28 protein-coding genes, 1 tRNA gene and 1 pseudogene are annotated in these 25037 nt (G+C 39.2%); 13 read left to right on the top strand and 17 right to left on the bottom strand.

The annotated features are described in order from the left end of the window. The first annotated feature begins 238 nt into the window (after positions 1–238). A complete protein-coding gene (locus IPO27_03360; protein MBK8845636.1) occupies positions 239–586 on the top strand; it encodes an SET domain-containing protein-lysine N-methyltransferase in 348 nt (115 codons plus the stop codon). A gap of 115 nt (positions 587–701) precedes the next feature. Here IPO27_03360 and IPO27_03365 read toward each other — a convergent pair whose 3' ends face one another. Both IPO27_03365 and IPO27_03370 read right to left on the bottom strand, forming a co-directional pair. Beyond that, positions 702–1853 (bottom strand): T9SS type A sorting domain-containing protein, encoded by a 1152-nt coding sequence (locus IPO27_03365; GenBank protein MBK8845637.1) that lies wholly within the window; start codon positions 1851–1853, stop codon positions 702–704. A 57-nt stretch (positions 1854–1910) separates the two neighbouring features. After that, positions 1911–2750 carry a hypothetical protein gene (locus IPO27_03370; protein ID MBK8845638.1) on the bottom strand — a complete coding sequence of 280 codons (840 nt, stop codon included), beginning with the start codon at positions 2748–2750 and terminating at the stop codon, positions 1911–1913. A 431-nt stretch (positions 2751–3181) separates the two neighbouring features. Here IPO27_03370 and aspS point away from each other — a divergent pair. The 4 genes and pseudogenes from aspS (at position 3182) to IPO27_03390 (ending at position 7506) form a co-directional block, all read left to right on the top strand. Next, a pseudogene (gene aspS / locus IPO27_03375) lies at positions 3182–4947 on the top strand (aspartate--tRNA ligase). 174 nt (positions 4948–5121) lie between these two features. Further along, a complete protein-coding gene (gene paaC / locus IPO27_03380) occupies positions 5122–5877 on the top strand; it encodes a phenylacetate-CoA oxygenase subunit PaaC (protein MBK8845639.1) in 756 nt (251 codons plus the stop codon). A gap of 523 nt (positions 5878–6400) precedes the next feature. Beyond that, a complete protein-coding gene (gene paaJ / locus IPO27_03385) occupies positions 6401–6904 on the top strand; it encodes a phenylacetate-CoA oxygenase subunit PaaJ (protein ID MBK8845640.1) in 504 nt (167 codons plus the stop codon). 8 nt (positions 6905–6912) lie between these two features. Then, positions 6913–7506, top strand: a complete 594-nt coding sequence (locus tag IPO27_03390; GenBank protein MBK8845641.1) for a DUF4126 domain-containing protein — start codon at positions 6913–6915, stop codon at positions 7504–7506. A gap of 26 nt (positions 7507–7532) precedes the next feature. Here the strand turns inward: IPO27_03390 and IPO27_03395 are convergent. Then, positions 7533–7603: transfer RNA gene (locus IPO27_03395), tRNA-Gln, on the bottom strand. A 118-nt stretch (positions 7604–7721) separates the two neighbouring features. Continuing rightward, positions 7722–9323, bottom strand: a complete 1602-nt coding sequence (locus tag IPO27_03400) for a PDZ domain-containing protein (protein MBK8845642.1) — start codon at positions 9321–9323, stop codon at positions 7722–7724. 274 nt (positions 9324–9597) lie between these two features. Between IPO27_03400 and IPO27_03405 the strand changes: the two genes are divergently transcribed. Then, a complete protein-coding gene (locus IPO27_03405) occupies positions 9598–9912 on the top strand; it encodes a hypothetical protein (protein ID MBK8845643.1) in 315 nt (104 codons plus the stop codon). Between the two features lie 62 nt (positions 9913–9974). Further along, positions 9975–10580 (top strand): hypothetical protein, encoded by a 606-nt coding sequence (locus IPO27_03410; GenBank protein ID MBK8845644.1) that lies wholly within the window; start codon positions 9975–9977, stop codon positions 10578–10580. Between the two features lie 39 nt (positions 10581–10619). Here IPO27_03410 and IPO27_03415 read toward each other — a convergent pair whose 3' ends face one another. From IPO27_03415 to IPO27_03425, 3 genes are read right to left on the bottom strand one after another with little or no spacing between them, the layout of a single operon-like run. Then, the gene (locus IPO27_03415) at positions 10620–11372 is read right to left on the bottom strand and encodes an EamA family transporter (protein ID MBK8845645.1); all 753 of its coding nucleotides are present in this window, start codon (positions 11370–11372) and stop codon (positions 10620–10622) included. Then, positions 11323–11508 (bottom strand): hypothetical protein, encoded by a 186-nt coding sequence (locus IPO27_03420; GenBank protein MBK8845646.1) that lies wholly within the window; start codon positions 11506–11508, stop codon positions 11323–11325. Before IPO27_03420 ends, IPO27_03415 begins: the two co-directional genes overlap by 50 nt. A gap of 12 nt (positions 11509–11520) precedes the next feature. Further along, a complete protein-coding gene (locus IPO27_03425) occupies positions 11521–11889 on the bottom strand; it encodes a hypothetical protein (protein MBK8845647.1) in 369 nt (122 codons plus the stop codon). 383 nt (positions 11890–12272) lie between these two features. Between IPO27_03425 and IPO27_03430 the strand changes: the two genes are divergently transcribed. Beyond that, positions 12273–12827: a hypothetical protein gene (locus IPO27_03430; protein ID MBK8845648.1), complete on the top strand. Its 555-nt coding sequence runs from the start codon at positions 12273–12275 to the stop codon at positions 12825–12827. Further along, positions 12814–13104: a hypothetical protein gene (locus tag IPO27_03435; GenBank protein MBK8845649.1), complete on the top strand. Its 291-nt coding sequence runs from the start codon at positions 12814–12816 to the stop codon at positions 13102–13104. The genes IPO27_03430 and IPO27_03435 overlap by 14 nt, the downstream gene beginning before the upstream one ends. Here IPO27_03435 and IPO27_03440 read toward each other — a convergent pair. The 3 genes from IPO27_03440 to IPO27_03450 form a co-directional block, all read right to left on the bottom strand. Then, positions 13073–13363, bottom strand: a complete 291-nt coding sequence (locus tag IPO27_03440; protein MBK8845650.1) for a transposase — start codon at positions 13361–13363, stop codon at positions 13073–13075. The genes IPO27_03435 and IPO27_03440 overlap by 32 nt on opposite strands. Beyond that, complete coding sequence (locus tag IPO27_03445) at positions 13327–13635, bottom strand: hypothetical protein (GenBank protein ID MBK8845651.1); 309 nt, start codon at positions 13633–13635, stop codon at positions 13327–13329. Before IPO27_03445 ends, IPO27_03440 begins: the two co-directional genes overlap by 37 nt. Before the next feature lie 142 nt (positions 13636–13777). After that, positions 13778–14182, bottom strand: a complete 405-nt coding sequence (locus IPO27_03450; GenBank protein MBK8845652.1) for a transposase family protein — start codon at positions 14180–14182, stop codon at positions 13778–13780. Between the two features lie 426 nt (positions 14183–14608). Between IPO27_03450 and IPO27_03455 the strand changes: the two genes are divergently transcribed. Both IPO27_03455 and IPO27_03460 read left to right on the top strand, forming a co-directional pair. Continuing rightward, positions 14609–14842, top strand: coding sequence for a T9SS type A sorting domain-containing protein (locus IPO27_03455; GenBank protein ID MBK8845653.1), 234 nt, complete (start codon positions 14609–14611; stop codon positions 14840–14842). 381 nt (positions 14843–15223) lie between these two features. Next, a complete protein-coding gene (locus IPO27_03460) occupies positions 15224–16189 on the top strand; it encodes a N(4)-(beta-N-acetylglucosaminyl)-L-asparaginase (GenBank protein MBK8845654.1) in 966 nt (321 codons plus the stop codon). Between the two features lie 55 nt (positions 16190–16244). Here IPO27_03460 and IPO27_03465 read toward each other — a convergent pair whose 3' ends face one another. From IPO27_03465 to IPO27_03480, 4 genes are all read right to left on the bottom strand, one after another. Then, positions 16245–17141 carry a T9SS type A sorting domain-containing protein gene (locus tag IPO27_03465; GenBank protein ID MBK8845655.1) on the bottom strand — a complete coding sequence of 299 codons (897 nt, stop codon included), beginning with the start codon at positions 17139–17141 and terminating at the stop codon, positions 16245–16247. A 63-nt stretch (positions 17142–17204) separates the two neighbouring features. Continuing rightward, positions 17205–19802 (bottom strand): alkaline phosphatase family protein, encoded by a 2598-nt coding sequence (locus IPO27_03470; protein MBK8845656.1) that lies wholly within the window; start codon positions 19800–19802, stop codon positions 17205–17207. Next, on the bottom strand, positions 19799–19984 hold the full coding sequence (locus IPO27_03475) for a hypothetical protein (protein ID MBK8845657.1): 186 nt from the start codon (positions 19982–19984) through the stop codon (positions 19799–19801). The genes IPO27_03470 and IPO27_03475 overlap by 4 nt, the downstream gene beginning before the upstream one ends. 182 nt (positions 19985–20166) lie before the next feature. Beyond that, a complete protein-coding gene (locus IPO27_03480) occupies positions 20167–21348 on the bottom strand; it encodes an acyl-CoA dehydrogenase family protein (GenBank protein ID MBK8845658.1) in 1182 nt (393 codons plus the stop codon). Positions 21349–21712: 364 nt separating this feature from the next. Between IPO27_03480 and IPO27_03485 the strand changes: the two genes are divergently transcribed. Both IPO27_03485 and IPO27_03490 read left to right on the top strand, forming a co-directional pair. Further along, the gene (locus IPO27_03485; GenBank protein MBK8845659.1) at positions 21713–21916 is read left to right on the top strand and encodes a hypothetical protein; all 204 of its coding nucleotides are present in this window, start codon (positions 21713–21715) and stop codon (positions 21914–21916) included. Between the two features lie 72 nt (positions 21917–21988). After that, the gene (locus tag IPO27_03490) at positions 21989–22627 is read left to right on the top strand and encodes an HAD family phosphatase (protein ID MBK8845660.1); all 639 of its coding nucleotides are present in this window, start codon (positions 21989–21991) and stop codon (positions 22625–22627) included. A gap of 51 nt (positions 22628–22678) precedes the next feature. On the opposite strand, the gene IPO27_03495 is transcribed toward IPO27_03490, so the two are convergent. From IPO27_03495 to IPO27_03505, 3 genes are all read right to left on the bottom strand, one after another. After that, positions 22679–23842, bottom strand: coding sequence for an aminopeptidase (locus IPO27_03495; protein MBK8845661.1), 1164 nt, complete (start codon positions 23840–23842; stop codon positions 22679–22681). Between the two features lie 11 nt (positions 23843–23853). Beyond that, entirely contained in the window at positions 23854–24336 is a 483-nt protein-coding gene (locus tag IPO27_03500; protein MBK8845662.1) for a GAF domain-containing protein, read from the bottom strand. 116 nt (positions 24337–24452) lie between these two features. Then, the gene (locus tag IPO27_03505) at positions 24453–25037 is read right to left on the bottom strand and encodes a riboflavin synthase (protein ID MBK8845663.1); all 585 of its coding nucleotides are present in this window, start codon (positions 25035–25037) and stop codon (positions 24453–24455) included.

A 25037-nucleotide genomic window follows, 5' to 3' on the forward strand; every position in this document is an offset into this window, starting at 1 on the left:
GGTATTTCGATTTAAAAAATATAACGTAGCGCTATCACTAAGCACACCATACCTATCGTGCAAGTGTTGTCAAACAAAACTATTAGCAAGAGATAAAAAAAAATTTACGAATGGTGCTTCTCAATAACTTTTTCACAAAAAAAATATAGTCTTGAAAATAAATGACGATGATATAGATGCACCTGAAGGTGATTATTTGTATAGCAGTATTTCGCAATTGAAAAATGCGGGCAAAGGATTGTTTACCGTTATCAATATTTACAAAGACGAAGTTATATCAAAGTTCGAAGGCGAACTATTGTCGCTTGCAGAAGCTAAACTGCGGGAAGACAGCGGGAATGATAAATATTTTATCATGATGTTGGAAGGCAGCACAATGGACTCTATGAACACTGCTTGCTTTGCAAAATATGCCAATGATGCCGAAGGCTTTGCTAAATCGAAGTTTAAGAACAATGCAAAAATCGCCTTAGACGAAAACGGTAAAGTATGCTTGATAGCAAAACGGAATATTAAAGCAGGTGAAGAAATTTTTTGCAGTTATGGAAAACGATATTGGGCAAAACACAGATCCACTAGCAAGTAGCGGCCTAGCTATGCAAGTCGTAATTTTGTATTTACAATTTATTATCTGGATATTTCTCAACTAATTCTTGAAGCAGAAAGAGTTGATTCTTTCAAACAATGGATAACTATTACAATTAGTTTTTGACAAATCTTCCCTGTGCAATTATGTTAGAATTGCTCATGATACGGTAACCATATACGCTAGCTGCAAGGTTGTCAATTTTAATCGGACGTGAGCCCTGAATTATTTCATGCTTAATAATTCGTGCACTCATATCATAAATTTCAAACACGATCTTATTATACGTAAGCAATGCCGGATTAATAAATAGCACGTCATTAGCAGGATTAGGCCAAATTGCAGATGCAATTTGGTTGTTTTCATTTTCGAAAAAGCTTGTATAAAATATGACATTGCTTGTCGATTCGCATCCATTCGAATCTATTGTTATACAATAATAATTACCTAAAGTTAATGGCACATAATAATTTAGTGTTGCATTGGCAATAAGCCCTGCGCCTACTTCGTACCATTGGTAACTGTATGCAGGTAAGGCAAACAAAGTATCGTTAGTAAACCAAATACTATCAAGCGGAGTAGGATAAGAGGTAATATAGTTGCTTCGTATTATTGTATCACAACCAAACAGATTGCAGGCAATTAACGAAACATCAAAACTTCCGAAAGCATTGTAGCAAATATTAGAAGGATGCTGACTGGTAGAAACAGAAGGTGAAGCACCACTAAATGTCCATAGCCATGAGGTTGGATTATTTTGAGAAATATCTGTAAAATCAATGCATTGTTTTTCGCAAAAGGTAGAATCAGAAACAGCGAAACCTGCAACCACCGGAAGGCTGCAATCAAATGCAATGCAATTCGTATCAGGGTCAAACATCCATAAATCGCTAAAGGAGGTGAAAGAGTTATTTTCGGTACCACCAAAAAGGTAATACTTATTATCGTTGCCCCACCATGCCACGGCCCCAGCCCTGCTTGGCGGTAAATTGTTAGGAGAAGCAACACCTAAGGCGCCATAACTACCGCTTTGGTTAATTGCGCTTGATCCGCTAAGTAATGACCATTGCAGAATTTGCGAATCAAAAACCCAAAGGTCGTTTAACATACCTGCATTAGCACTAAAACCTCCATACATCCAAAACCGGTTGCAATAATCTGTAACAGCGGCACGCTGTTCGAAACGAGATGCCGGCAAATTTAAACTATCAAAACTGCAACTGGAATTATAGTTGCCAGGCAAGTCATCATCGGTGGAGCCACTCATCCATATCCACTCATTTGAACTCGGTGTATATTTCCATATATCGCTTTTTGCACCATACTAATAGCCGCCAAAAATCCAAAAGTTCCCATCCGTATCATAAAATCTGGTGAAGGTGGTTCGGGCACCGGGGTCGTTTGTTGGGTTAGCAATACCTTGCAGGCCATAGCTCGATGGCGCTCCTTTTATAGAGTCTCCTTTCATCCAAGTCCATTCGTTGGTTGTTATATTATATTTCCATAAATCATTTTGGTATCCATACGATGAAACATCAAAACCAAAGCCACCAAACAGCCACAAGTTATTTAAAGAATCGGTCCAGGTAGAACCAGCTTCATTGCGTCTGGCACCGGGCGTGTTTAGCATACTTGGCATGCCTTTATTTCCATATATCCCTCCTGAGTTTATAACTGTGGTGCCGCTAACCCATGTCCACATGTTGGTATTGATTTCGTACTTCCACAAGGCACTTGTTTCTATTCCTCCTCCCATTATCCAAAAGTTGCCGGCAGTGTCAACCCATGTTGCCGAGCCATAATCTTTTTTTCCGGGAGTGTTGTTTATATCAGCTATCCCTTTTGTGCCGTATACCGATGGTTGATTTTTCAATCCATTTCCTTTAACCCATGTCCATTCATGTGTGGCGGGATTAAATTTCCATAAGTCGGAATAAGCTGAATAGGTGCCACCGTACGTCCAAAAATTCCCTTGCCTGTCTTTCCACGAGCACGGTGCATATACCGAAGGTGGATGGTTGATTACAGATGGCACACCCTGAGTGCCAAAAACTCCTGCAGAATTTGGTAAGCTATCTCCGCTTATCCATGTCCATATGCCGCCTTGTGCGTATATGGTAATAGTTACAAAATAATAAAGAAAAGTTAATGCTAGTTTTTTCATGATGATGATTGATTTATAATTCAGGTAAAAATATTGTTTAACCAATAGAATAAAAAGTTTTTAATAAAAACGAATGGGGTTTTTCGTTTAGCAAGGAATGGCACAATGCTTCTAATGTAAAAACTTGATAGTTGAAAAGGCAACCCTTTTTCTTGACTAAATTACCTGCAAAATGCTGGCCTCAAAAGGCCATAAAAGTGATAGAAACAATTTAAAATATTTAAAACCAAACAAGCTTGTGCTTTGGGCAGCAGCTTCTATATATTCCCTTTATATAGCGTCTTTTGCGAATTGATATTCGCTTTTGCTTTTTACATTTTCGCCTTCTACTTTTTTTCTACCTTCGCGCCTCAATTGCTTTTGGCAATCGAAAAAAAATTATTCTTATTCTCTTTCAAAATTATTTTTTGAAAGAACACTTTGAAACAGATATGATGCGTACACATTCCAATGGAGAATTAAAAATGTCGGATGTTGGCCGTGAGGTTACTTTATGTGGCTGGGTGCAGCGCTCACGCGAACTTGGAGGCATGACCTTTATAGACCTACGCGACCGCTACGGCATTACCCAACTTGCTTTTAACATGGAAACCAACGCTTCGCTATGCGAGCGTGCACGTGCCCTTGGCCGTGAGTATGTGGTGCAGGTTACAGGCAAGGTCATTGAGCGTAGCAGCAAGAACCTGAAAATACCAACTGGCGAAATAGAAATTGAAGTCAACGATTTTAAAATTTTGAATGTAGCCAAGTTGCCCCCATTCACTATTGAAGATGATACCGATGGTGGCGATGACCTACGAATGAAATACCGTTATCTCGACTTACGAAGGAGTGTGGTGCGCAACAACCTGATGTTGCGTCATCAGTTGTATCAGGAAACACGCAAGTATCTGGATGAACAAGGATTTATTGAAGTAGAAACACCAGTGCTTATAAAATCGACACCCGAAGGGGCTCGCGATTTTGTGGTGCCCTCACGTATGAATCAGGGAGAGTTTTATGCCTTGCCACAATCGCCACAAACGTTTAAGCAACTGCTCATGGTGAGTGGTTTCGATAAATATTTTCAAATTGTAAAATGCTTTCGCGATGAGGACCTCCGTGCCGACCGTCAACCGGAATTTACTCAGATAGATTGCGAAATGAGTTTCATAACACAGGAAGATATTTTGCAAACATTTGAAGGCCTTACAAAAACTATTTTCAAAAATATAAAAGGAGTGGAGCTGGGAACCCTTCCGCGCATAACGTTTGACACCGCCATGAAACTATATGGTAGCGACAAACCCGATATACGTTTCGATATGCCTTTTGTAGAATTGAAAAATACAAGCGAAATTTTTATGCCGAACCGGTAGCAGGCAAAAACTTTAAAGTTTTTGACGATGCCGAGTGGATAGGTGCTATCGTAGCAAAAGGTTGCAGCGAATATACACGCAAGCAAATGGATGAGTTAACCGATTTTGTTAAGCGTCCGCAAATTGGTGCAACGGGGATGATATACGTTCGATGTAATATGGATGGTACCGTAAAAAGTTCGGTAGATAAATTTTATGATGAGCCTTCGCTAAAAGATATTGCTGCCCTGTGCAACGCACAGGCAGGCGACCTTATTCTGATAATGGCTGGAAACATGCACAAGATGCGCAAAGCATTGTGCGAGTTGCGTTTAGAAATGGGCAACCGTTTAGGGTTACGCGATAAAAATGTTTTCAAGCCACTGTGGGTAGTTGATTTTCCATTGCTCGAATGGGACGAAGATGGCAAACGCTATCATGCCATGCATCACCCTTTTACTTCGCCCAAGCCAAACGATATTCCATTGCTTGCTACTAACCCCGGTGCTGTAAAGGCGGATGCCTATGACATGGTAATAAACGGAGTAGAAGTAGGAGGCGGTAGTATTCGCATTTTCGATAAGGAATTGCAGCGGCAAATGTTAAACATACTCGGCTTTAGCGATGAGCAGGCGCAGTATCAGTTTGGTTTTTTAATGAATGCGTTTGAATTTGGCGCTCCACCCCATGGCGGTATTGCCTTTGGCCTCGACCGCCTATGTTCATTGCTTGGCGGGGTCGATAGCATTCGCGATTTTATTGCTTTCCCCAAAAATAATTCTGGTAGGGATGTGATGATTGATGCGCCAAGCAAAATTGACGATACACAACTTAAAGAATTAGGAGTTAATTTAATTTAGAAAGTTTTAGGACGATTGCTGTTTGAATGAGACAAACTACTTAGAAAGTGATTTAAGACTGCGCGTTTTAATTTTTTATGTTTTCAAAAAAAACATTTTATGTGGTGGTGATGTTACAGGGTTTGTCGTTTTAATAAAATGCATGATTAGTAAAATAATAATTTACCAGGAAATATGAATTCAGCTATATACGAATACTGCCTGCGCATAGGCGATACAAGTTTGGTATTGGCACATCGCCTTAGCGAGTGGTGTGGCCACGGCCCCATACTGGAAGAAGATATTGCATTACAAAATATGGCGCTCGATCTTATTGGTCAGGCGCGTACCATGTTGAGCTATGCAGGACAAATAGAAGGCGAAGGGCGCGATGAAGACGAACTTGCTTTTAAGCGCGATGCCCGGCAGTTTCGGAATTTAATGATGGCCGAACAGCCCAATGGAGATTTTGCTAAAACCATGACGAGACATTTTTTTCTAAGTACTTATCAGTATTACTTTTTCAATCAGTTGGTGGCAAGCAAAGACGAAACCATCAAAGGCTTTGCGCAAAAGGCCATTAAAGAAGTAACCTATCACCTGCGCCATAGCACCGATTGGATGTTGCGCCTGGGTGATGGTACCGAAGAAAGTAACGTACGCTTACAAGAGGCCATTGATGAGTTGCAACAATATGTTGACGATTTATTTGATGTAGATGCCATTGACCGCGACTTGCATGCACAAGGTATAGGTGCCGATTTAGAAATTGTAAAACAACAATGGTTGCAAAAAATAAATGAGGTATGCACACAAGCAAAGGTTAAATTTAATCCAGTAGCAAATTTTACAAGAACAGGATCGCGCAAAGGGATACATACCGAGCACTTGGGGTACATACTTGCCGAGATGCAATGGTTGCCAAGGGCTTATCCAGGAACGCAGTGGTAATACCAATTAGCTTGTATGTATTTCAATTTGTGAATAGTGACAAGGACTGCCAGAAAGAAATTAGTTTTTTTTTATACAATCAGCACCAACCGCTATTTTCGAAAAGACATGTTAGAGGATGGTAAAGGCCATTTTTTTAATTGAAGATTTTTTATTAAAAATATTGCAGTAATAAGCGTGTAATTTTATAACGCTTTCAACGCATCAATCACCTTTGCTTTATAAGTGCTGCTAAGTGGAAGTAACTGGTTGCCGACATAAATCATACTTTTTTTGATATTTGTGATTTTGTTAACGGATACTATAAACGATTTGCTCGAAAGCGAGGTTAAACTATTTGCAGAAAATTTGATTAAAAAAGATTAAGGATGCGAAGTAACGTAAACAGAATTGTGATTCGTATGAGACATTGGTATAGCGAAGCGATATTTATTTTAATTTTACAAAAATCTAATTTGAAAGAGTGGCTTAAATTTGAATAAAGAAATAGAGCCTATCGCTTTCAGCAAATTCAATTTTAAAAATGTCAACAAGTACATTTTCAACGGAGCAGCTTTTTTCACTCCTAAACACCATCCCTGATCCGGAAGTGCCTGCCATAAGCATAGTGGAGTTGGGTGTTGTGCGCGATATCAATTATGCCGGGGATGTTTTAGAAATAAAAATTACCCCAACCTATAGCGGATGTCCTGCCATGAAGGTGATGGAAGAGGAAATTGAGAAGAAATTGCACGAGCATCAAATTACAAATTACAAAATACGCACTATTTTAAGTCCGGCCTGGACCACAGATTGGCTTAGTGATAGCACCAAAAGGAAATTAAAGGAGTATGGCATAGCCCCTCCTGAGCAAAGCACGGCAAGCCATTTGGAAAACTTGCTTAATGGCAAGCGTAAAAATGTTACCTGCCCATTTTGCAGTAGTACCGATACCAAACTAACCAGCGCCTTTGGGAGCACTGCCTGTAAAGCATTGCATTATTGCAATGCCTGCCAACAACCATTTGAAGAGTTTAAATGTCATTGATAATGTAAATGGAGTATTCGCAAATTTTACTTTCAGCTGCTTTGGGCCTGGGTCTCAGTGCTTGTTGTGGTTTACGAGTTTTTGTGCCTTTGTTGGCAGCAGGTTTAGCAGCTCGCTACCAATGGTTACCTGTGGCCGATTCATTTTTATGGTTAGGCAGTTGGGCGGCAATTTCTTGTTTTGCCATTGCTGCTGTGGTCGAAATTTTGGCTTTCAAAATTCCTTACCTTGACCACCTTCTTGATACCATAGCTGCCCCGGCAAGTGTGATAGCCGGTACTATTATTTCTGCTTCAGCTTTTGTAGAGTTAGACCCAGCTTCAAAATGGACGCTTGCCCTGATTATAGGAGGTGGTAGTGCAGGATTGATGCAAACATCAACCATGCTTTTGCGTGGCGCTAGCACGGCAACTACCGGTGGTGTGGCCAATCCGGTGGTTGCAACAGTAGAAAGCTCTGCCGCCATTGGCGGTAGTATACTGGCATTGTTACTACCTTTAGTAACCGCCCTCCTTGCTGTATTATTTTGCTTGTGGATATTAATGAAGTTCAGAAACCATCGTACAAAAAAGAAATTGAAAAGCAAAAATCCCCACACATAAAGTGCAGGGATTAAAATGTTTCTTTGTTGACCGACTAGGATTCGAACCTAGACTAACAGAACCAAAAACTGTTGTGCTACCCTTACACCATCAGTCAATAGACTTCCATTTACAGGGGCGCAAAAGTAAAAAGTTTTTATTTAATAAAAAATAATTTTAATTAGTTTATCTGTGCAAAAGGCAGATTTATTAAGAGTCTGATTCGGGTCAGGTTCTTATCTGACAGAGATTTTGTTTTTTTCAAACGAGTTGTCGTTCATGGCTTTGATGGCTACCTGCAGCGGTTCGTTGAGCTGACTAACGATTTCAAAATAGGCACTCGTATTCCATAAATCGCGAGCTATGTATGCTTTCATTACAGTGCGCAACGCCTTGCCCGAAGTCTTGTAGCCTTCTTCGTCAAATTTCAATTCTTTCTTTTCGCAATAATCAAAGAAGCGTTTCATAAAAGCTTCGTCAGTATTAAATCCGGTTTTAAACACTGAAATATTGGGGTATTTCTCCTTCAACTCGCTGCGGTTGTCGTCTACATAGGTGAGTGTAAATTCAATCATAAGCCCTTTGCGAATTATATCGCGATAGAATTTACTATTCAAGCTGGTATCAAGCGGTACAAATATATCAGGTGTAATTCCTCCACCCCCATATACGGTGCGTTTAGCATTAGTAGATCTTTTTAGTGAGTCTATACGAGGAATGCTGTCGAAATAATACAACTCGCCATTCTTGGTACGCTCTCCCAATTCCTCATCATAATCTTCGTCACCCTTACTGTATGACTTCTGTATACATCTTCCACTTGGGGTATAATAACGGGCAATGGTTAAACGCACTGCCGATCCATCGGGAAGGCTATATGGCTTTTGCACCAGGCCTTTACCAAACGAGCGTCTGCCTATAATGAGCCCACGATCCCAGTCTTGTATTGCACCCGACACAATCTCGCTTGCCGATGCTGACCCTTCATCTATCAAAACAATTAGTTTCCCTTTTTCAAATCCACCACGGGTGGTGCTATAATTTTCGCTGCGCGGATTATTACGCCCTTCTGTAAATACAATCAGTTTATCGTTCGTTAGAAATTCGTCAGCCAACTCAATAGCACGGTTAAGATATCCGCCACCATTGCCTTGCAGGTCGAGTACCAGATTTTCGGCACCCCTCTTTTGCAGCGAATCAAGGGCTTCTTTAAATTCTTCGACAGTGCTGTCAGCAAATCGCGAAATTTTTACATATCCTATTTTAGGCGACAGCATAAACGATGCATCTACACTAAAGAGTGGAATTTTGTCGCGAGTAATTACATAGTCAAGAAGTTCAACTTCGCCTCTGCGCATAAGGCTTACTTTCACTTTGGTTCCTTTATCGCCACGAAGTTTTTTTAATACATCGTTGTTCTTAATTTTAGTGCCAGCTACCACACTGTCTTCTATTTTAATAATACGGTCGCCTGCACGTATGCCCAATTTTTCTGATGGGCCTCCGGGTACAGTTCCTGTTATTAATATCGTATCCTGCAATATATTAAACTGTACACCTATGCCTTCAAATTTTCCTACCAAAGGCTCATTAGCTTGTTTCAACTCTGCAGCCGGAATATAGACGGAGTGTGGGTCCAGGTCTTTAAGCATACTTCGGATTCCATCATCTACAATTTTTTCTTCTTGCAGTGTATCCACATAAAATTGATCCACCATTTGAAAAAGTGCCGCTACCTTGCGCGAGTAGTCGCTAAGATTGTTGGCATTATTAACAGGTTGCGCATTTACAAAAGTGGCAACACACGCTAAAACAGAAATAAAAAAAATCTTTCTCATCAATTCAAATTATTAATTATGCTGTAAACATAACGAATATGACAATTCTCTTTTCTTTCTGCGTTGTTAGTTAACCCATTATTAACGTACAAATAGTTTTGCCAAATAGTAATTGTTAATCTATCACTTTGGTTCTATCAATAGGATTTAGGCACGCACAACTGCAGGTTATTCGCCAAAATTTAAGAAGAGGCTTTGTTATTCATTTTTTGGATAAGGCAAAAGAGGTGTTTACTTTCGCACCACTTTTCTAACAAACAAACTAGGACACGATATGAAAGATTTAGTAGCTGATTTTACCAAACACCTTAGTGCTGCCCTCCAAATAGGCAAAGCAGCATCGCTTCAAAAGCCTACCACCGAAATTCGGAATATTCTTATTACGGGCCTGGGAGGTTCGGGCATAGGTGGCACTATTGCCGGGCAAGTGCTCGATCAGCAATTGCGTATTCCACTAGTAGTTTGCAAGGATTATTTTCCTCCCGCATTTGTAAATGAAAACACGTTGGTCATCGTAAGTTCGTACTCGGGCAATACCGAAGAGACCTTACAGGCATTAATCATTGCACAGGATAAAAAGCGCAAATAGTTTGTATTGCTTCGGGAGGTGCCGTAATTGATATAGCCAAGCGAAGTAATATTGAATATATTGTGATACCCTCCGGCATGCCACCGCGCAGCATGTTTGGCTTTTCATTTACACAATTACTGTTTGTATTAAATGCCAAAGGCTTGTGTAGCGATTCATTTTTAAAAGAAATAGAAGAGGCTATCAGGATGATTGATTCATGTCAGGCCGATATACGAACCGAAGCACAGGAGTTGTCAGACAAGCTCTTTAATAAAATTCCGGTAATCTATAGTGATGCCAAATACGAAGGCGTAAGTGTTCGTTTTCGTCAACAGATAAACGAAAATTCGAAAATGCTATGCTGGCATAATGCCTTACCAGAAATGAATCACAATGAATTGGTAGGATGGGTAGATGCCAACGATAAACTGGCAGTTATCTTTTTTAGAAATGACGATGACTATATACGTACCATTGCAAGAATGGAATACAGTGCCGAGGTAGTTAAACAAGTGACTCCACACATTTTCTATATTCATAGTAAAGGAAATTCGCAATTGGCACGCACGTTATACTTGGTGCATATAGGTGATTGGATAAGCTGTTTCCTGGCAGATAAAAAGGGCATTGATGCTGTAGAGGTTAATGTGATTACTAAATTAAAAAACAAGCTGGCTGATGCTTGATTGATAGCGCCTCACCTGCAGTAGAAGTTGGTATCCTTTTTAATTTGTTTTTGCTTTATAGATGCCTGCCAGATAAATTCCCGAAAAAATAAATATTGCTGCAATGTAGTGTATCAAGTGTGGATAACCTGTGCCAATGATTATGCCCATTAAGGTAGCGAATACCGGTTGGGAATAAATGTACGCACTTACAACCGAAGGACTCAACCGCTGCAATGCAAAGGTATTGAGCAGATAGGCAATAAAAGTTGTGCCTATAACAACAAAAATAATTCGCAGCCAGTCAACAAAAACAATTGAATTCCACTCAACTTGTAAAAACTCATTATACCCAAACGGAATTACTACCAATACGCCAAATGTAAATACCCATTTCATTACAGTTAGAGGCCGGTATTTGGAAAGCAGAGGTTTTACTAGGACAATAAAAAGTGCATAGGAAAGCGAATTAAAAAATATGCAAAGGTCACCAACAAATGTTTGGCTGCTAAACGAAAAATTACCCCCGCTGGCAATAATCAAAATCGCTCCGGTAAATCCAAGAATGATGCCTGCTAATTTTATTGCGGAGATACGTTCATTAATTATGAGAAATGCAAATAGCATAACCTGCAATGGGTTGGTAGTCATCATCAGTGCAGCATTTACCGGGTTTGTAAGCGATAGCCCTTTGAAAAACAAAAGCTGATTGATAGCAACACCAAACAAGCCACAAAGGATAAAACGAGGAATATCTTTTTTGTCAATCTTCTCCTTTACAATAAGCCTGTGTGCTACCTGAAACAAGAGCATTGCAGTACATACGCAGAAAAATAAAGCCGAACGGCTTTATTAACGAAGGCATAACCTGCTTGGCAATAGCATAGTTAATACCATATATCAGGTTGGCAATAAAAACTGCCAGATGGGGAGTTAAATTTTTCGACAAGAGACTTGTAGCTTAACGTTTTGTTCTGCTTTTTCTGATGGCTTCTGAAGCAGCCTCCACTGTTTTGGGAGCATTGCCAATATAAATGGCATTGTCTAAAATAAGCACAGGCCTTTTAAGGAACGTATATTCCTGCAAAATATAATTGCGGTAATCACTTTCGGTTAGTGTCTTTTCGCTCAATTTCAAGGCGCGATATTTAAGTGCAATTCTACTAAATAGCGATTCATAACTTCCTGCCAACTGTTGCATTTGCTCAAGTTGTTCACTTGTTATTGGTTCTTCCTTTATATTTTGAAGGATAATTTCTTTTCCTGGTTTCCATTGCTTTATTATTCGCTGACACGTATCGCAATTGCCAAGGTGGTATATTTTTTTCATTTTACTGCTGTGGGTATTGTGGGGTTGTTTTTAAGATTGAAATATTTTTATATGTTAATGTAATTCGAATTCCTAAATTACTTTATTTAGTGATACGCTCTTTGAAATTCCGTTTTAATTTTCTTGCAAAAATCTTTTAGTGCTCAACTTGCTACTTAGTGCAACATTGCAATCTAAACAGCATTAGAGGTTGCCAGGCCTCACTTTTTACTATTGCCCAATAAATGGTTTCTCTAAACGAAATTAAATTAGTTATTAAACATTTTAAATGCAAGATTTATGAAATTGCAAAATTTAAATCTTAATTTCAATGCCTTCAAATTAATTAGCAGTTCAGCAAAATTAAGTTTCCAAAAGTAATTTTAATGCTCTTATTATTTGTTATGATGCAAACAAAAAGTTATGGAAATAATTGCCATACTGCCATCGTGGTAAACACAATAAACTACAATTACAATTTTACCGATTACACAATGCCTGACATTAATTTATTTTTAAAATTCACTGCTGACACCTCTGCCTTATATTTAATTATTGCAAAACATGCCAACACCGCCTCGGCTATGGCAGCGTTAACCGCAAATTTTGAAGGACCCAACGGCTGCTATTTCCATGTTTGCTGTGGCTATATGTGGGATGGCATTACTATTAATAATTCAACCAATAATACTGTTGTATCATTTTACAATAAAACTGCAATAAGCTGGATAGAAGATGCTGAACATGCGATTTATGTGAACGGGCAAGCTCAAATAAAGCCCATCAATTTGGTGTTTAATAAAAATCATATGGGTATATTATTCGAAAATAGCGCGGGATTTTCAAATAGTTCAATTATTTATGGAAGCAATTTTCAATGCAATAATCTTGTAAATATGATTGCTCAAACCTGCATTCCCCCAAATTTTGGGCAACGAGCTAACATTGGTACTAGCTAATTTAAGCAATATTAATATTGGCGGTTATTATTCAGGTGTAATAAATGTGGATGAAAATATTTTTCGCAATTTAGATTATGGAATTTATGTTGATGGCTGTACAGCCATTATAAGAAATAATATTTTTAATGATTTAATAGAATTGATGCCGGGTACAAATCGTGGTACAGGAATACTTGCTACTGGATTTAAAAAAATAGTCCCAGGTAATGGCCTAGCACAATCACCGCTGGGGCAGGGCTGTTTCATTCTAAAATCAACTGGGCTTGTTGCTTGATTTTACCAGCGTTTTGCCTGATTGCCTTCTTTATTGTGGTTTCAAAATTTATGCGAAAAACGTTGATGACTAAATTTGTAACTAATGACATGATCTCTGGTGCATTGCCGCTATTAATTTTTGATCCATCTTCTTTGAAGGTAACATCTTTTAAATAATGAAGCGAGTTTTCGATTCCCCAGTGGGCTCTTATGCCATGCGCATATTGTTTAGCGTGTAAAATTATGCTGCCCAGATACAATGATTCGTTAGTGGACATTTTTCCCTTTCGTTTCCTTCGTCTTGCAAAACGTATATAATCATTTTGGCTCCTTCCCAACTTCCCTTTATGTCATCATTCACAAGATATGTTTTTATGATTCTTGTTTCCTTTCTGCCTCTGTTCTTTTCTGATTTGCTAAATGTACTTTGAGCTTTATGATGGCGTCTAATATGCTGCGCTTGTTCTAATAATTTTGACTGATTCTTTTTTATTTTTAATACATAGTCATTTTTAGATTTGATGATTTGGCTTGCAGTTTTTTTTGACAATGAATGGCATCAGCCGTAATGATTAGACCACTTATAGCAATTTCTTGTATCAACTTTTGAAAGGTCTGTATTTCACTTTGTTTTTTGTTATTAATTGTTTCCTCTGCGATTGTTATTCCAATGCGACTTACCCAAAGGCTTACTATTGAAACAAATTTTTGATACTTGTTATCGCAGTTTGTAACAGTACCCTTAATACCCTTACCATCTGCATGCGCCCACTCCCTTTTTTTAATTTAACTTGTGACCTTATCCATCGGTTGAATATGCTCGAAACAATGTTAAAATGAGTGTGTTGCATAACTCGTCTAATGGAAGAATAAGATGGTAATCCATGTGTTGGCGATTTTAAAACGGATTCCAATTCCGTTTTAAATCGAATCATAAAATCCTCCATCCCTCGATAACCTATGTACCCATTCATAGTTGAAAGAATAACGATAACATAAATATTTTCAAACGAGTGTCGTGTACCTTGCTTTCTCCTTTTTCTTTGACTTTTGAAAGCAGCGCAGTAAGAGAATGTGTCTTTTTCATTGCCTTGAATTTGACTTTAATCTTACTGCCGCTTTTGTAAGAAACATTAGCCTGTCAAGCTTTTTTATCAATACTTCATTGTGTATAATTTAGAATGAAACAGCCCTGATCATTTGGTGGAGGCTGGCTTAAGCTTGCACCTGACAGCAATATTTGTTGGAGTAAATGTTATGTTGATACAGCTTGGCCTTATCCATTTCCATACCCCTACCCCGATAATACCTACAACATCTACAACACCTACCTAAGCGTAATAAACGACCCTGATAGTGCAGGGCTTAAATGCAACTTTACACCTTATAGTTTTTACCTTGGTGGCAATAGAACATACTGGGGTTTGCCCAATTATCCTGATTATGATTTGCCTGGCGATAGTGCTTGTATTATTGCAAGCCTCACCCCGCGGCCCCTCTCCTTCAGGAGAGGGGAGAATACAATGCACCTACTTATCGGCATGGGAGAAGTTGTTTATCAATGCACAAAATGTAAAGGGGAAAAATGTAACGGTGCGGATATACGATGGGCACGGGAGTTTGAAGTTAAAAGTTTGAAGTCAAATGCAGGATATTTTACCTTGGATGTGGATTGTGCTGGTTGGGCAAGTGGAGTATATTTGGTATATTTGGAAACGGAAGCAGAGCGGTTGAGTAAGAAGTTTGTGAAAAGCTAAACTTTTAAATATATTATTCTGACACAAAACTAAATTTGATTTGGAGCATGCAGAAAATGGTCTATTTTTGCGCGTCAAAACTAAGTATAAAAATACCATTGAGATGAGAAAGTTTATGGATACATATTTTGGACATAGCGGAACAAGTGTTTTGGCTATGTTTTGGGTGATAGGCGCATTATGCCTAATCGGTTATATAATTGGCTGCTCACATTAAATACCTTTCCTGTTCTGCTAGATTAATTTATTACCACAACCTGAACGGGTCGGTCTGCTTAGAATATTAACTACAACAATTATCCTTTTTATTCAGATAATTGGAAAACCAATTTCTTGCTCCAAAAGGCAATTGGACCTAAGCTATTTTAATTTATAAAATGAATGGTTGAATCGCGAAGATTATTTTTAAAGAAAACATCGGCACTTGCCTTAGGTACACTATTGTTACCCGATGGAGTAAAGGCAAACACCTCTGCAAGTCCTGTTATTCTTACAACCTGGAATTCGGGGTTAAAGTCTAATCCGGTAGGTTGGGAAAAATTGGCAGCGGGAGCACGTGCCATTGATGTATGCGAAGCAGGGGTAAGGATAATTGAATCTGATCCAAACGACACAAGTGTTGGCCTTGGTGGCTTTCCAGACCGTGATGGCAAAATAACGTTGGATGCATGTGTGATGGACGAGTTTGGCAATTGTGGCAGCGTAGTTTTTTTGGAAGAAATTTTACACCCTTGTTCGGTTGCACGTATGGTAATGGAAAAAACACCCCACGTATATCTGGCAGGAAGTGGCGCACAGCAATTTGCCCTCGAAAATGGTTTTAAAAAACAAAACCTTCACACTGAGTTATCTATGCGCAGTTGGCTCGAATGGAAAAAAAATAATTCATACAACCCATCGCCTAACGCCACGCAACACGATACCGTAGGCATGATAGCGCTTGATACACACGGAAACCTGGGAGGAGTGTGCAGTACAAGTGGTTGGGCATATAAAATACGAGGCCGCTTTGGCGATAGTCCTGTTATTGGTGCCGGATTATTTGTTGATAATGAGGTAGGGGCTGCTACGGCAACCGGACTTGGCGAAGCTATGATTAAGTCATGTGGCACCTTTCTCATTGTAGAAAAAATGCGCGATGGCATGTCTCCCCAAAAAGCATGTGAGCATGCAGTAAAGCGCATCTATAATAAATACCCTTCATATCGTAATGAGTTGATATGTTTTATTGCTATTGATAAAAGCGGAAACACTGGCTCCTATGGTATGAAAAGCGGTTTTGAATATACCGTAACACATGATGGAAAATCAGAATTAATTAAATCAGACTATCTGGTTAAGGAATAAGGAGCAAAAAAAAACCTTGCAGGATGCAAGGTTTTTTTTGTGCCAAAAACTAAGATTATTTGGTAATATTTAATTTCTTAAACGTACTAAAATCTTTTCCGGTTATTTTAATAAAGTAGCTACCAGATGCTAAGTCTGAATAATCTAAAGTAACCACCGAACGTCCCGCATTTACTGATTGAGTTTGACTACGAACTACATCACCTATTCCGTTAAACAACTCAAACGATAATTCTTCAGTTTGCTTGCTAATAATTGGCAACCTTGCCAAACCTTGCTGTAATGGATTTGGGAAAACATCACCAATTTTAAAATTTTCATTTTTTACTTCGTTTACCGAAGATGAAATAGCCCCAGCTAAAATAGTAGTACCCGCAGTAGCTTCATAGGCGTATGATTTTAGGGTAAGAGAATCGCCATTAGCAGAACATTCAACTTCGGCCCAACCCGTATGTGTATTACCTGCACCACTTACAAATTGAAATCCAAAATAGCCACTCTGGCCAACAAAGTTGCCAAAGCCAGTTCCGTTTTGGGTATACCAGAATACAAAACTCATTAGCGGTTGTGCGGTAAAGTCTTTCATATCTGCATTACTAACAGCAATTGGTGCTCCAGCCGCCAGTTTTAATGGATATAAATAGCTTGCTGGTCCAGTGCTTGCCATCACCTTATGTGCTGGTGCACCTGACTGTACATATAATTGACATGCATTTGCCGACAATCCCGAGTTAAAATTTTGATTGAGCTGAAACTCGATTGTGCCATCACCATCAAAATCAATGTCAAATGTTGTTCCTACCAGTACCTGATCAGGCACTACATCTGTATATACAATTTGAGCTTTGCTATCAGTAGCTGCAGCCGTAAGTGCTGCACCCAAAGCGGTATAGCTCATAATGCGCTTAGAGGTGTTAGTTTTTTTCGTACTTGTTTTGTATTTTTTAATCATAGTTAATTTTGTTTAAAAATTTAATTTAACACAAATTAAACTAATTTATTTCGGAGAACCAAATCACATGCTTATTATTTTACTTCGATAAAGATTGGGGTTATATACTTCTTTCATCATATCGGCATCAAGTTTCCTTGATACAAACTTTTCAAGCTCATCTATCAATCCGGAATTCTGTTGCATTTGGTTGTAATCTACTTCGAGCCAACTAACGTTTTTTGCAAATTTATTTTTCCATATCCTGACATCTTCCAGCAGTGTTTCGTACTGTTGCTTTAGCTGAATATTGTAAGCTGTATTCTTTTTTGTTTTACCTAAGCGTTGCAACATGGTTTGTTGAGAAAGCATAATTTCGTCAATGTCTCTTTTCATAAAAATAATTTTGTAAGAGAAAGACATTGGTAGAAATTGCAGCAAAGGTGCTACCACCTTTACCACGTTGTTCTCCGCATGTTCTAGCCATTCATGATTGCGAGCAAGTTCGAGTACACTTGCATGCTCAAAATATCCTTCGGGATTATTTTCATCAGCCATCCGTTGCTTATCTGTAAACAATTGCATGCCTCCTGCTTCCAACATGCGCATCATCATAGATGTGCCCGAACGAGGTAAGCCTGATACAATATATATGACGGGCAAAGGGTGCTCCTGCGTGTATTCGTTATGAATTTTGAGTCGTGTGTCATTTTCAAAATAATTTTGATAAATATTTATCAGGCGCGACCTTGCTTTTGTTATTGCAGGGTTTTGTTGCAGGCAAATTTCGAAGGCACTTACTGCTTCTTCGTATTTTTTCTTTCTGAAAAAAGTTTCGCCCAGATGATAATGAGCCAAAGGCTGATGGAATTGCAATCCTACCGAATCGAGAAAGCAATTGGTAGCACGCAACAAGTTGTTGCTACGCATGGCGCATAAGCCCAACCCAAAGTGTGCCTCGGAGCTATCAAAATTGATTTCTAATTCCTTTTCAAAATATTCGCGTGCTTTTTTAAGATTCCGTAAATTGAGGTAAATATTTCCGATGTAAAGATTCATGTTAGCCGGATTGCGCAAACTGTCTTTTATTTGCAAAAAGAGCGGCAAGGCCATATCGTATCTCAAGCAATGGTAGTGAATCATGGCTTCCTGAAAAAGTATATTAACAGGGTAGCGAAACACATCAGGAGTAGCATTTTTTTCGGCTGCTTCCTTCAAATGACTTTCGTACTTCTCTTTCCACTGCTCTTTCAATTGGTGTAGTATTTTCTCAGCTTTATCAAACAACTGCAACTTGTTATAACAGCTGATTAACGACCCATATATACGTTGCGATTGAGGGCGTGCTTCATACAGCGGGTTGAGCATGGCGGCTGCTTCTGCAAACTTGCCACCATCCATGTATGCACGTGCCAGGAAGTAAGCATTTTCTTCTCGCAACCTTTTAAAGTTTTCCTCTTTGTTTTCGCCCTGCTCTTCTACATAGCCCAGGTCAATCATCTGTTGCAATACAGCATTGTCAATGCCTTCAGCTTTTACCGGTTTTATTTCAACTGCCTTGCCATCTTCGTAGGTGTCTATATATTTTACTTCGGCCGGATTTGTATAAATGGTGTTAAGTACTTTGCCATCCATATCGCGCGCTACAGGCAGGTTGTACAAGCTTAGTATAGTAGGAGTAATGTCGAGCAATGATGCACCATAAATTAGCTCATCTTTTTTTATCCCCGGCCCGCTTAAACATACAATTCCAAACTGACTATGCTCGTGCATTGGGCCTGCCAACTCAGGATTAATTTGTTTTCTGCGCAAATGATCGGGATGAAAGCCATGATCGCTCAATAACAAAACCGTTGTATCTGGTCCGGCCAGTTCAAGTAATCTGCCTAACATCATATCATGAAAACGGTATCCGCCCGTTACCACATCTTTATAAAGCTCATACATTTCCTTGTCAACATGTGGTTGGTGAGGAGGATGAAATTTCATAAACGCATGATTGAAATGATCGATGCCATCGTAGTACACGGCCATAAAATCCCAGGGCTCAGTTTCGAGTAAATAGGTTGCAGCGGCATGTACACTGGCATTTTCAGCAATAATTTGGGCAAGAGGAGTAAGGTATTTATCTTCCTTCAAATTTATCTTTTTGCAATCGGGCACAAATGCTTCTAAATGATTTTCAGTTAATTCTTGTGGATGAATGCGCATTTGCGCAATTCGCTCTTTGAGCGATTCGGGAAAGATAGTTTGATCATTCAACTTCCATGGCTGATTTAGCGGGGCTGATGCCTTCTGAAAAAAGTTGCTTACACATACCCCATTTATTTTTTCGGCAGGATGACTGGGCCACCAACCTACAACATGTGTGCGATAGTCATGTTCATTTAATATGTTCCAAATGGCCTTCGCTTTACGATTGCGTATAGTAATTGGCGATACCGATTCATCTCCTTCTTCAATTTCGGCAAATCCGATAATTCCATGTTTGTAAGGGCGCTTGCCGGTGGCAATGCTTGTCCATAACATGGGCGACAGTGGCGGGTCAAGGGTGGCAATATTTCCTATAACACCATTGTTTACTAGTTTTTCCAGGTTTGGCATTACACCCTGCTCTATTAGTGGATTTATAACTTTCCAATCGGCAGCATCCCATCCAACTATTAATAGTTTTCGTTTCATGATTTTTTTGAGCTCTTATTTTTTTCGAAAGCAATGCGTTTGGCACGCCACGCCATTAATCCTCTGAATCCAACCGCCAACAATCCAATAGAACCTCCCGGAGGAATATTTATCGGTTTGCCATCTCTATCAAGAAAGCCATAGGTGCGGGCTATTTCATCATTTTCTTTTTCTAAACTCATGCGATTTTTTTTACAAGTATAAAGTTGTTGACGGGTTGTTGCAAGAAAGAAATTTACCCTTGTTAAGTGCCGGGCAATTTCACAATAAATTTTGGCCTTATATGAAAATAAAAATGGTGATTTGATGGATAAAACTATCAACAAATCACCATTACTTTCCGGTTGCTTGCTTTAGGCTACTCTCAACCTTCAAAAGCATTGAACCCTGTTACATCCATACCTGTAATTAATAGATGTATGTCATGGGTGCCCTCGTAGGTAATAACGCTTTCAAGATTCATCATATGGCGCATAATCGGATATTCTCCGGTAATGCCCATGCCGCCATGAATCTGACGTGCTTCGCGAGCTATCTGTAAGGCCATGTTTACATTGTTACGTTTGGCCATACTTATTTGTTGAGGTGTTGCACGGTTTTCATTTTTTAAAACTCCAAGCCGCCACGCCATTAATTGTGCCTTGGTAATTTCGGTAACCATCTCGGCTAATTTTTTTTGCGTAAGTTGAAATGCACCTATGGGCTTACCAAACTGTACTCGCTCTTTGCTATAGCGTAGTGCCGAATCGTAGCAATCCATGGCAGCGCCAATAGCGCCCCATGCAATACCATAGCGTGCGCTATTTAAACATCCCAGTGGCCCTTTAAGTCCTTTTACGTTGGGAAAAATATTTTCCTTTGGCACCTTTACATTATCGAAAACCAACTCTCCGGTAGCAGATGCGCGAAGGCTCCACTTGCCATGTGTTTCGGGTGTTGTAAAACCTTCCATACCGCGTTCTACTACCATGCCTCGTATGTCACCGTTTTCATCTTTTGCCCACACCACAGCTATATCTGCAAATGGCGAATTGCTTATCCACATTTTGCTGCCGTTAAGAACATAATGAGAGCCGGCATCTTTAATATTCGTGAGCATTCCCGAAGGGTTGCTGCCAAAATCAGGCTCAGTAAGCCCAAAGCATCCCATCCATTCTCCGGTAGCCAGTTTAGGCAAATATTTTTTGCGTTGCTCCTCACTTCCATAGGTATAAATGGGATACATAACCAGCGAACTTTGTACGCTTGCAGTGCTGCGCACTCCGCTATCGCCACGTTCTATTTCTTGCATAATAAGACCATACGAAATTTGATCGAGGCCTCCCCCTCCATACTGTTGCGGTATGTAAGGGCCAAAGGCGCCTATTTCGGCCAATCCTTTAATTATTTGTTTAGGAAACTCTGCACGTTGGGCATAGTCTTCTATGATGGGAGAAATGTCGCGTTTAACATACTCACGAACACTATCGCGTATCAGGCGATGTTCTTCGGTAAGCAATTCATCAATCTGAAAATAATCTACTCCTTGAAATTTATCTGTAGCCATTCGTTTTGTTTTTAGTGCGGGCGCAAAAGTAGTTTTTTTTAGCATTGTAAAAATTGAACTATATGCTTTAATATCCCCGTCAGGCCATTAAACAAACAATAGAAAAGGAAATTAGTTTTTGGCCTATCACATTTAAGGATTTAGATGCTATATACCGTTTGATTATAAAGTCATGTATGGCCAATTTATTTTAACGAGTGATGATTTGTATTTTCAATATGAATAGTCGTCAACTTTTTACTTTCTATCAGAATTAATTACAATGCGCAATAGCGGAACTTGAATTTTGAAAAATGGATAAACGCCAATTACCAACTGTAGTAAGTTTAACAGCGCATGATTAAAATAAAAATCCACATGTATTATGCATAACAGAAGTATTAAGCATTTAGCATTATTGGTAAGTTGCATATTAAATCATAAAGTAATTGTTGGCTTGGAGCCTCTGTTTAAAAGTTGTGCCAATCGTTTGAGAGATGGGCCTATTTGCTCAGACCTAATCAACATCAATAATGCCTTATCCAATGAACGACACAGCGAAATGCAGGAAATCCTTTGTAATGGATAAATTTTCACCCTAAATGTTTCTTTTTTTTAGCAACAGTTTTGATAAACTTGCTGCTATGCTTTACTTAGCAGCATGAAGGCAAAAATTAAAAATATTATTTTCGATTTGGGCGTTGTGTTGCTTGATTTAAATATTGATGCAACCGTACGCGCTTTTGAGCGAATTGGCTTTTCAAATTTCGGAGATATTTACAGTCAGTCAAAACCCACAGAGTTATTTATTAAATTTGATAAGGGCCATATTACTCCCGATCAGTTTCGCAATGAAGTGCGCGCATACATAGGCAGTTTTTTGCCGGGCAGTATTATTGAAGAGGCATGGAATGCCATGCTGGGTAGTATTCCGGCCGACCGTATGCAGTTGCTTCAGGAGTTGAAGTCTGATTTCAAATTATTCCTGTTGAGTAACACCAACGAAACGCATATTACAGAATTTGAAACTATATTAAGTAATGAGTTTGGAGCGAATGCTTTTCAAGATTGTTTTGAAAAAATCTATTACAGTTGTCGTGCAGGAATGCGCAAGCCGGATATGGATATTTATTCTCTTATCATTCGCGAAAACAATCTGAATCCGGAAGAAACAATATTTATTGACGACACACTCGTACATGTAGAAGGTGCGCGTAAAGCGGGATTAACGGCCTTTCACCTGCAGCCACAACAATCTGTAGAAGAGTTATTATTCGAAATTTTTGAAGACCAGGAATAATACAAGAAGCAAGCACCAGCCTGACAAACAGTAACACTTAGGAAGTTAAAATTACAATCCCAACTTTTTAGAAATTTCTTTAGAAATGGCATTCTTATGCACCATGATGGCGGTAGTTTTATACATAAAGTAAGCTTCGCTGCAATAAAAGTATCCACCGCATTCATTCTGATCGGTGCCCCATGAATTTTTTACCAGGTAATATTTTTTACCAAACTGATCTTGCGCTGTACCGGTAATATGCATGCCATGATCGTCCTGTGTACTTAGATTGTCAAATGCTTCCTGTCGGTTTTGTTGATTTATTGCTTTTTCAATACAGGGTTTCAAAAACAAAGAGTCTTTTTCTTCCTTACTCATATCATCGTAATTTTTTTCAGGAACGATAGCCAGGCCGCTTTTATAGTTAAATCCCTTTTCGCTAACATCACTTGCCCATGCAATGGTATATCCATTGCTGATGGCGTTATCAGTAATCGATTTTAACTCCTCAAGAGTAACATTGTACACATATCCATTCATCCAATTGTCAGGTACCTCTAAAATAAATTTTGAATAAAAGGGATGGTGCGTAAAAGAAGTTATTTCAACATAATCATCCGGATTTATGCCCAGCGCATTTACAAATGTTTTAGGCGTATACTTTTTTCCCTCATATACGAATTCGGCTGGAGGCACACCGAGATAGGCATTTACCGCGGCTTCAAAAGCAGGTATTGCTGCAGGCGATAGCCTCCCATCCTTTAGCGCAAGCATATTATCAAGCATCCCCTTTAATACGGATTCCATTTCTCCGGTACTAATTTTATCTGGGTTATATCCCGGGCGTATGTCATAGGCGTTTTGTGGAAGCATACCATAGTCGCGTATGGCAGCCATTACATCGTGTGGTTCGCCACCATCTGCAAACTGAGTTTTGCCTACATATCGCAAATAGTGTCGGCCTTTTAGCAGATACATATTACGTACAGTAAACATTTCGGCTATATCATGCGTGCCTTTTCCCATGCGAATAATTTCACTTTCGAGAAACGAGTTGGTGCTAAAGCACCAACATGTTCCACTGCTTTGTTGGTTTTTGACATTGGTCGCTGCCAGCTCCTTGCTTAAAGTAAACTGCAGTTGCGAGCCTTTTTTGTTGGTACGTGTCTGACTGTAACTGTTATAGTATACCACGGATGCAGCAATAATAAGTAGTAGATTTTTTATTTTCATATACCTTAAGTTTAAACGTTCTGTTCAAATAAGTGGGCCAATTTAGATAGATAAATTGTATCGGTGTTGTCAAAATCTGCGTATTTATCGCTGTCGATATCGAGCACAGCAATTACTTCTTTATTACGAAGTATTGGTACAACAATTTCTGACTTTGAAAGACTGCTACAGGCAATATGCCCCGGAAATGTATCCACATCATCCACCACAACGACTTCTTTGCGTTGCCATGCTGTTCCACAAACTCCTTTGCCAAATCCTATGCGGGTGCAGGCTATGGGGCCCTGAAACGGCCCAAGCACAAGTCCATTTCCCTTTACGTAATATATACCCACCCACCAAAAACCGAAAGCTTGTTTTAGCGCTGCTATAAGGTTGCAGCAATTGGCAAGTTTATCTGATTCGCTATTTACCAATGCTTCGGCCTGAATTAACAACTCGCCATAAATCAAAGATTTTGGCTGTGACGTATTAATAAGGAAATCGTGCGACATTTTTGTTGATTGCAGATTGCAATAGTAAAAATTTTTATGAATCCTGAGGGTCGATTCTTAATTTCGTTTATAGCTAAATATAGTGATTAACGGAATTGTAGCTTTTTATTTATAGGTTATTTTTTGTAAAGTTTGGCAATGTACTTTCCGAGGATATCAAATTCAATGTTTACCATATCGCCTTCTTTTAAAAATTTAAAACCTGTATTTTCAAAAGTGTATGGAATAATGCTTACTGAAAAGGTATTAATTCCTGAATCGACAACCGTAAGGCTAACACCATTTACACATATCGAGCCTTTAGATACTGTGAGATATTCGGGTTGTGGAGGGTATTCAAAAAAAAAGTTCCAGCTGCCTTGCATGTTCTCAACTTTTGTAACGCTAGCGGTGGTATCTACATGGCCTTGTACAATGTGGCCGTCTATTCGTGCGTTGGCAAGCAAGCAACGTTCCAGGTTAATTATGTCGCCAATTTGCAACAGACCCAGATTTGTTTTTTTCAAGGTTTCATCAATGGCTGTAACCCCGTATTGAGCTCCAATAATTTCTACCACCGTAAGGCATGCACCATTGTGTGCAATGCTTTGGTCAATTTTTAATTCATCTGTAAAACTGCTTTCTATGGTGATGTGCAAATTGCTTTGTTCACTGCGCAGGGCAACTACTTTTCCAATGTTTTCTACTATTCCTGTAAACAT

Source organism: Bacteroidota bacterium (assembly GCA_016714535.1).
Taxonomy (GTDB): Bacteria; Bacteroidota; Bacteroidia; order AKYH767-A; family OLB10; genus JADKFV01.

Bases quoted from the DNA above. Each gene is read 5' to 3' on its own strand.
- IPO27_03365 (MBK8845637.1), bottom strand. From the start codon at position 1,853: ATGAGTGGCTCCACCGATGATGACTTGCCTGGCAACTATAATTCCAGT.
- IPO27_03370 (MBK8845638.1), bottom strand. From the start codon at position 2,750: ATGAAAAAACTAGCATTAACTTTTCTTTATTATTTTGTAACTATTACC.
- paaC (MBK8845639.1), top strand. From the start codon at position 5,122: ATGAATTCAGCTATATACGAATACTGCCTGCGCATAGGCGATACAAGT.
- paaJ (MBK8845640.1), top strand. From the start codon at position 6,401: ATGTCAACAAGTACATTTTCAACGGAGCAGCTTTTTTCACTCCTAAAC.
- IPO27_03390 (MBK8845641.1), top strand. From the start codon at position 6,913: ATGGAGTATTCGCAAATTTTACTTTCAGCTGCTTTGGGCCTGGGTCTC.
- IPO27_03400 (MBK8845642.1), bottom strand. From the start codon at position 9,323: ATGAGAAAGATTTTTTTTATTTCTGTTTTAGCGTGTGTTGCCACTTTT.
- IPO27_03405 (MBK8845643.1), top strand. From the start codon at position 9,598: ATGAAAGATTTAGTAGCTGATTTTACCAAACACCTTAGTGCTGCCCTC.
- IPO27_03415 (MBK8845645.1), bottom strand. From the start codon at position 11,372: ATGCTCTTGTTTCAGGTAGCACACAGGCTTATTGTAAAGGAGAAGATT.
- IPO27_03425 (MBK8845647.1), bottom strand. From the start codon at position 11,889: ATGAAAAAAATATACCACCTTGGCAATTGCGATACGTGTCAGCGAATA.
- IPO27_03430 (MBK8845648.1), top strand. From the start codon at position 12,273: ATGATGCAAACAAAAAGTTATGGAAATAATTGCCATACTGCCATCGTG.
- IPO27_03440 (MBK8845650.1), bottom strand. From the start codon at position 13,363: ATGTCCACTAACGAATCATTGTATCTGGGCAGCATAATTTTACACGCT.
- IPO27_03455 (MBK8845653.1), top strand. From the start codon at position 14,609: ATGCACCTACTTATCGGCATGGGAGAAGTTGTTTATCAATGCACAAAA.
- IPO27_03460 (MBK8845654.1), top strand. From the start codon at position 15,224: ATGGTTGAATCGCGAAGATTATTTTTAAAGAAAACATCGGCACTTGCC.
- IPO27_03465 (MBK8845655.1), bottom strand. From the start codon at position 17,141: ATGATTAAAAAATACAAAACAAGTACGAAAAAAACTAACACCTCTAAG.
- IPO27_03470 (MBK8845656.1), bottom strand. From the start codon at position 19,802: ATGAAACGAAAACTATTAATAGTTGGATGGGATGCTGCCGATTGGAAA.
- IPO27_03475 (MBK8845657.1), bottom strand. From the start codon at position 19,984: ATGAGTTTAGAAAAAGAAAATGATGAAATAGCCCGCACCTATGGCTTT.
- IPO27_03480 (MBK8845658.1), bottom strand. From the start codon at position 21,348: ATGGCTACAGATAAATTTCAAGGAGTAGATTATTTTCAGATTGATGAA.
- IPO27_03485 (MBK8845659.1), top strand. From the start codon at position 21,713: ATGCATAACAGAAGTATTAAGCATTTAGCATTATTGGTAAGTTGCATA.
- IPO27_03490 (MBK8845660.1), top strand. From the start codon at position 21,989: ATGAAGGCAAAAATTAAAAATATTATTTTCGATTTGGGCGTTGTGTTG.
- IPO27_03495 (MBK8845661.1), bottom strand. From the start codon at position 23,842: ATGAAAATAAAAAATCTACTACTTATTATTGCTGCATCCGTGGTATAC.
- IPO27_03500 (MBK8845662.1), bottom strand. From the start codon at position 24,336: ATGTCGCACGATTTCCTTATTAATACGTCACAGCCAAAATCTTTGATT.
- IPO27_03505 (MBK8845663.1), bottom strand. From the start codon at position 25,037: ATGTTTACAGGAATAGTAGAAAACATTGGAAAAGTAGTTGCCCTGCGC.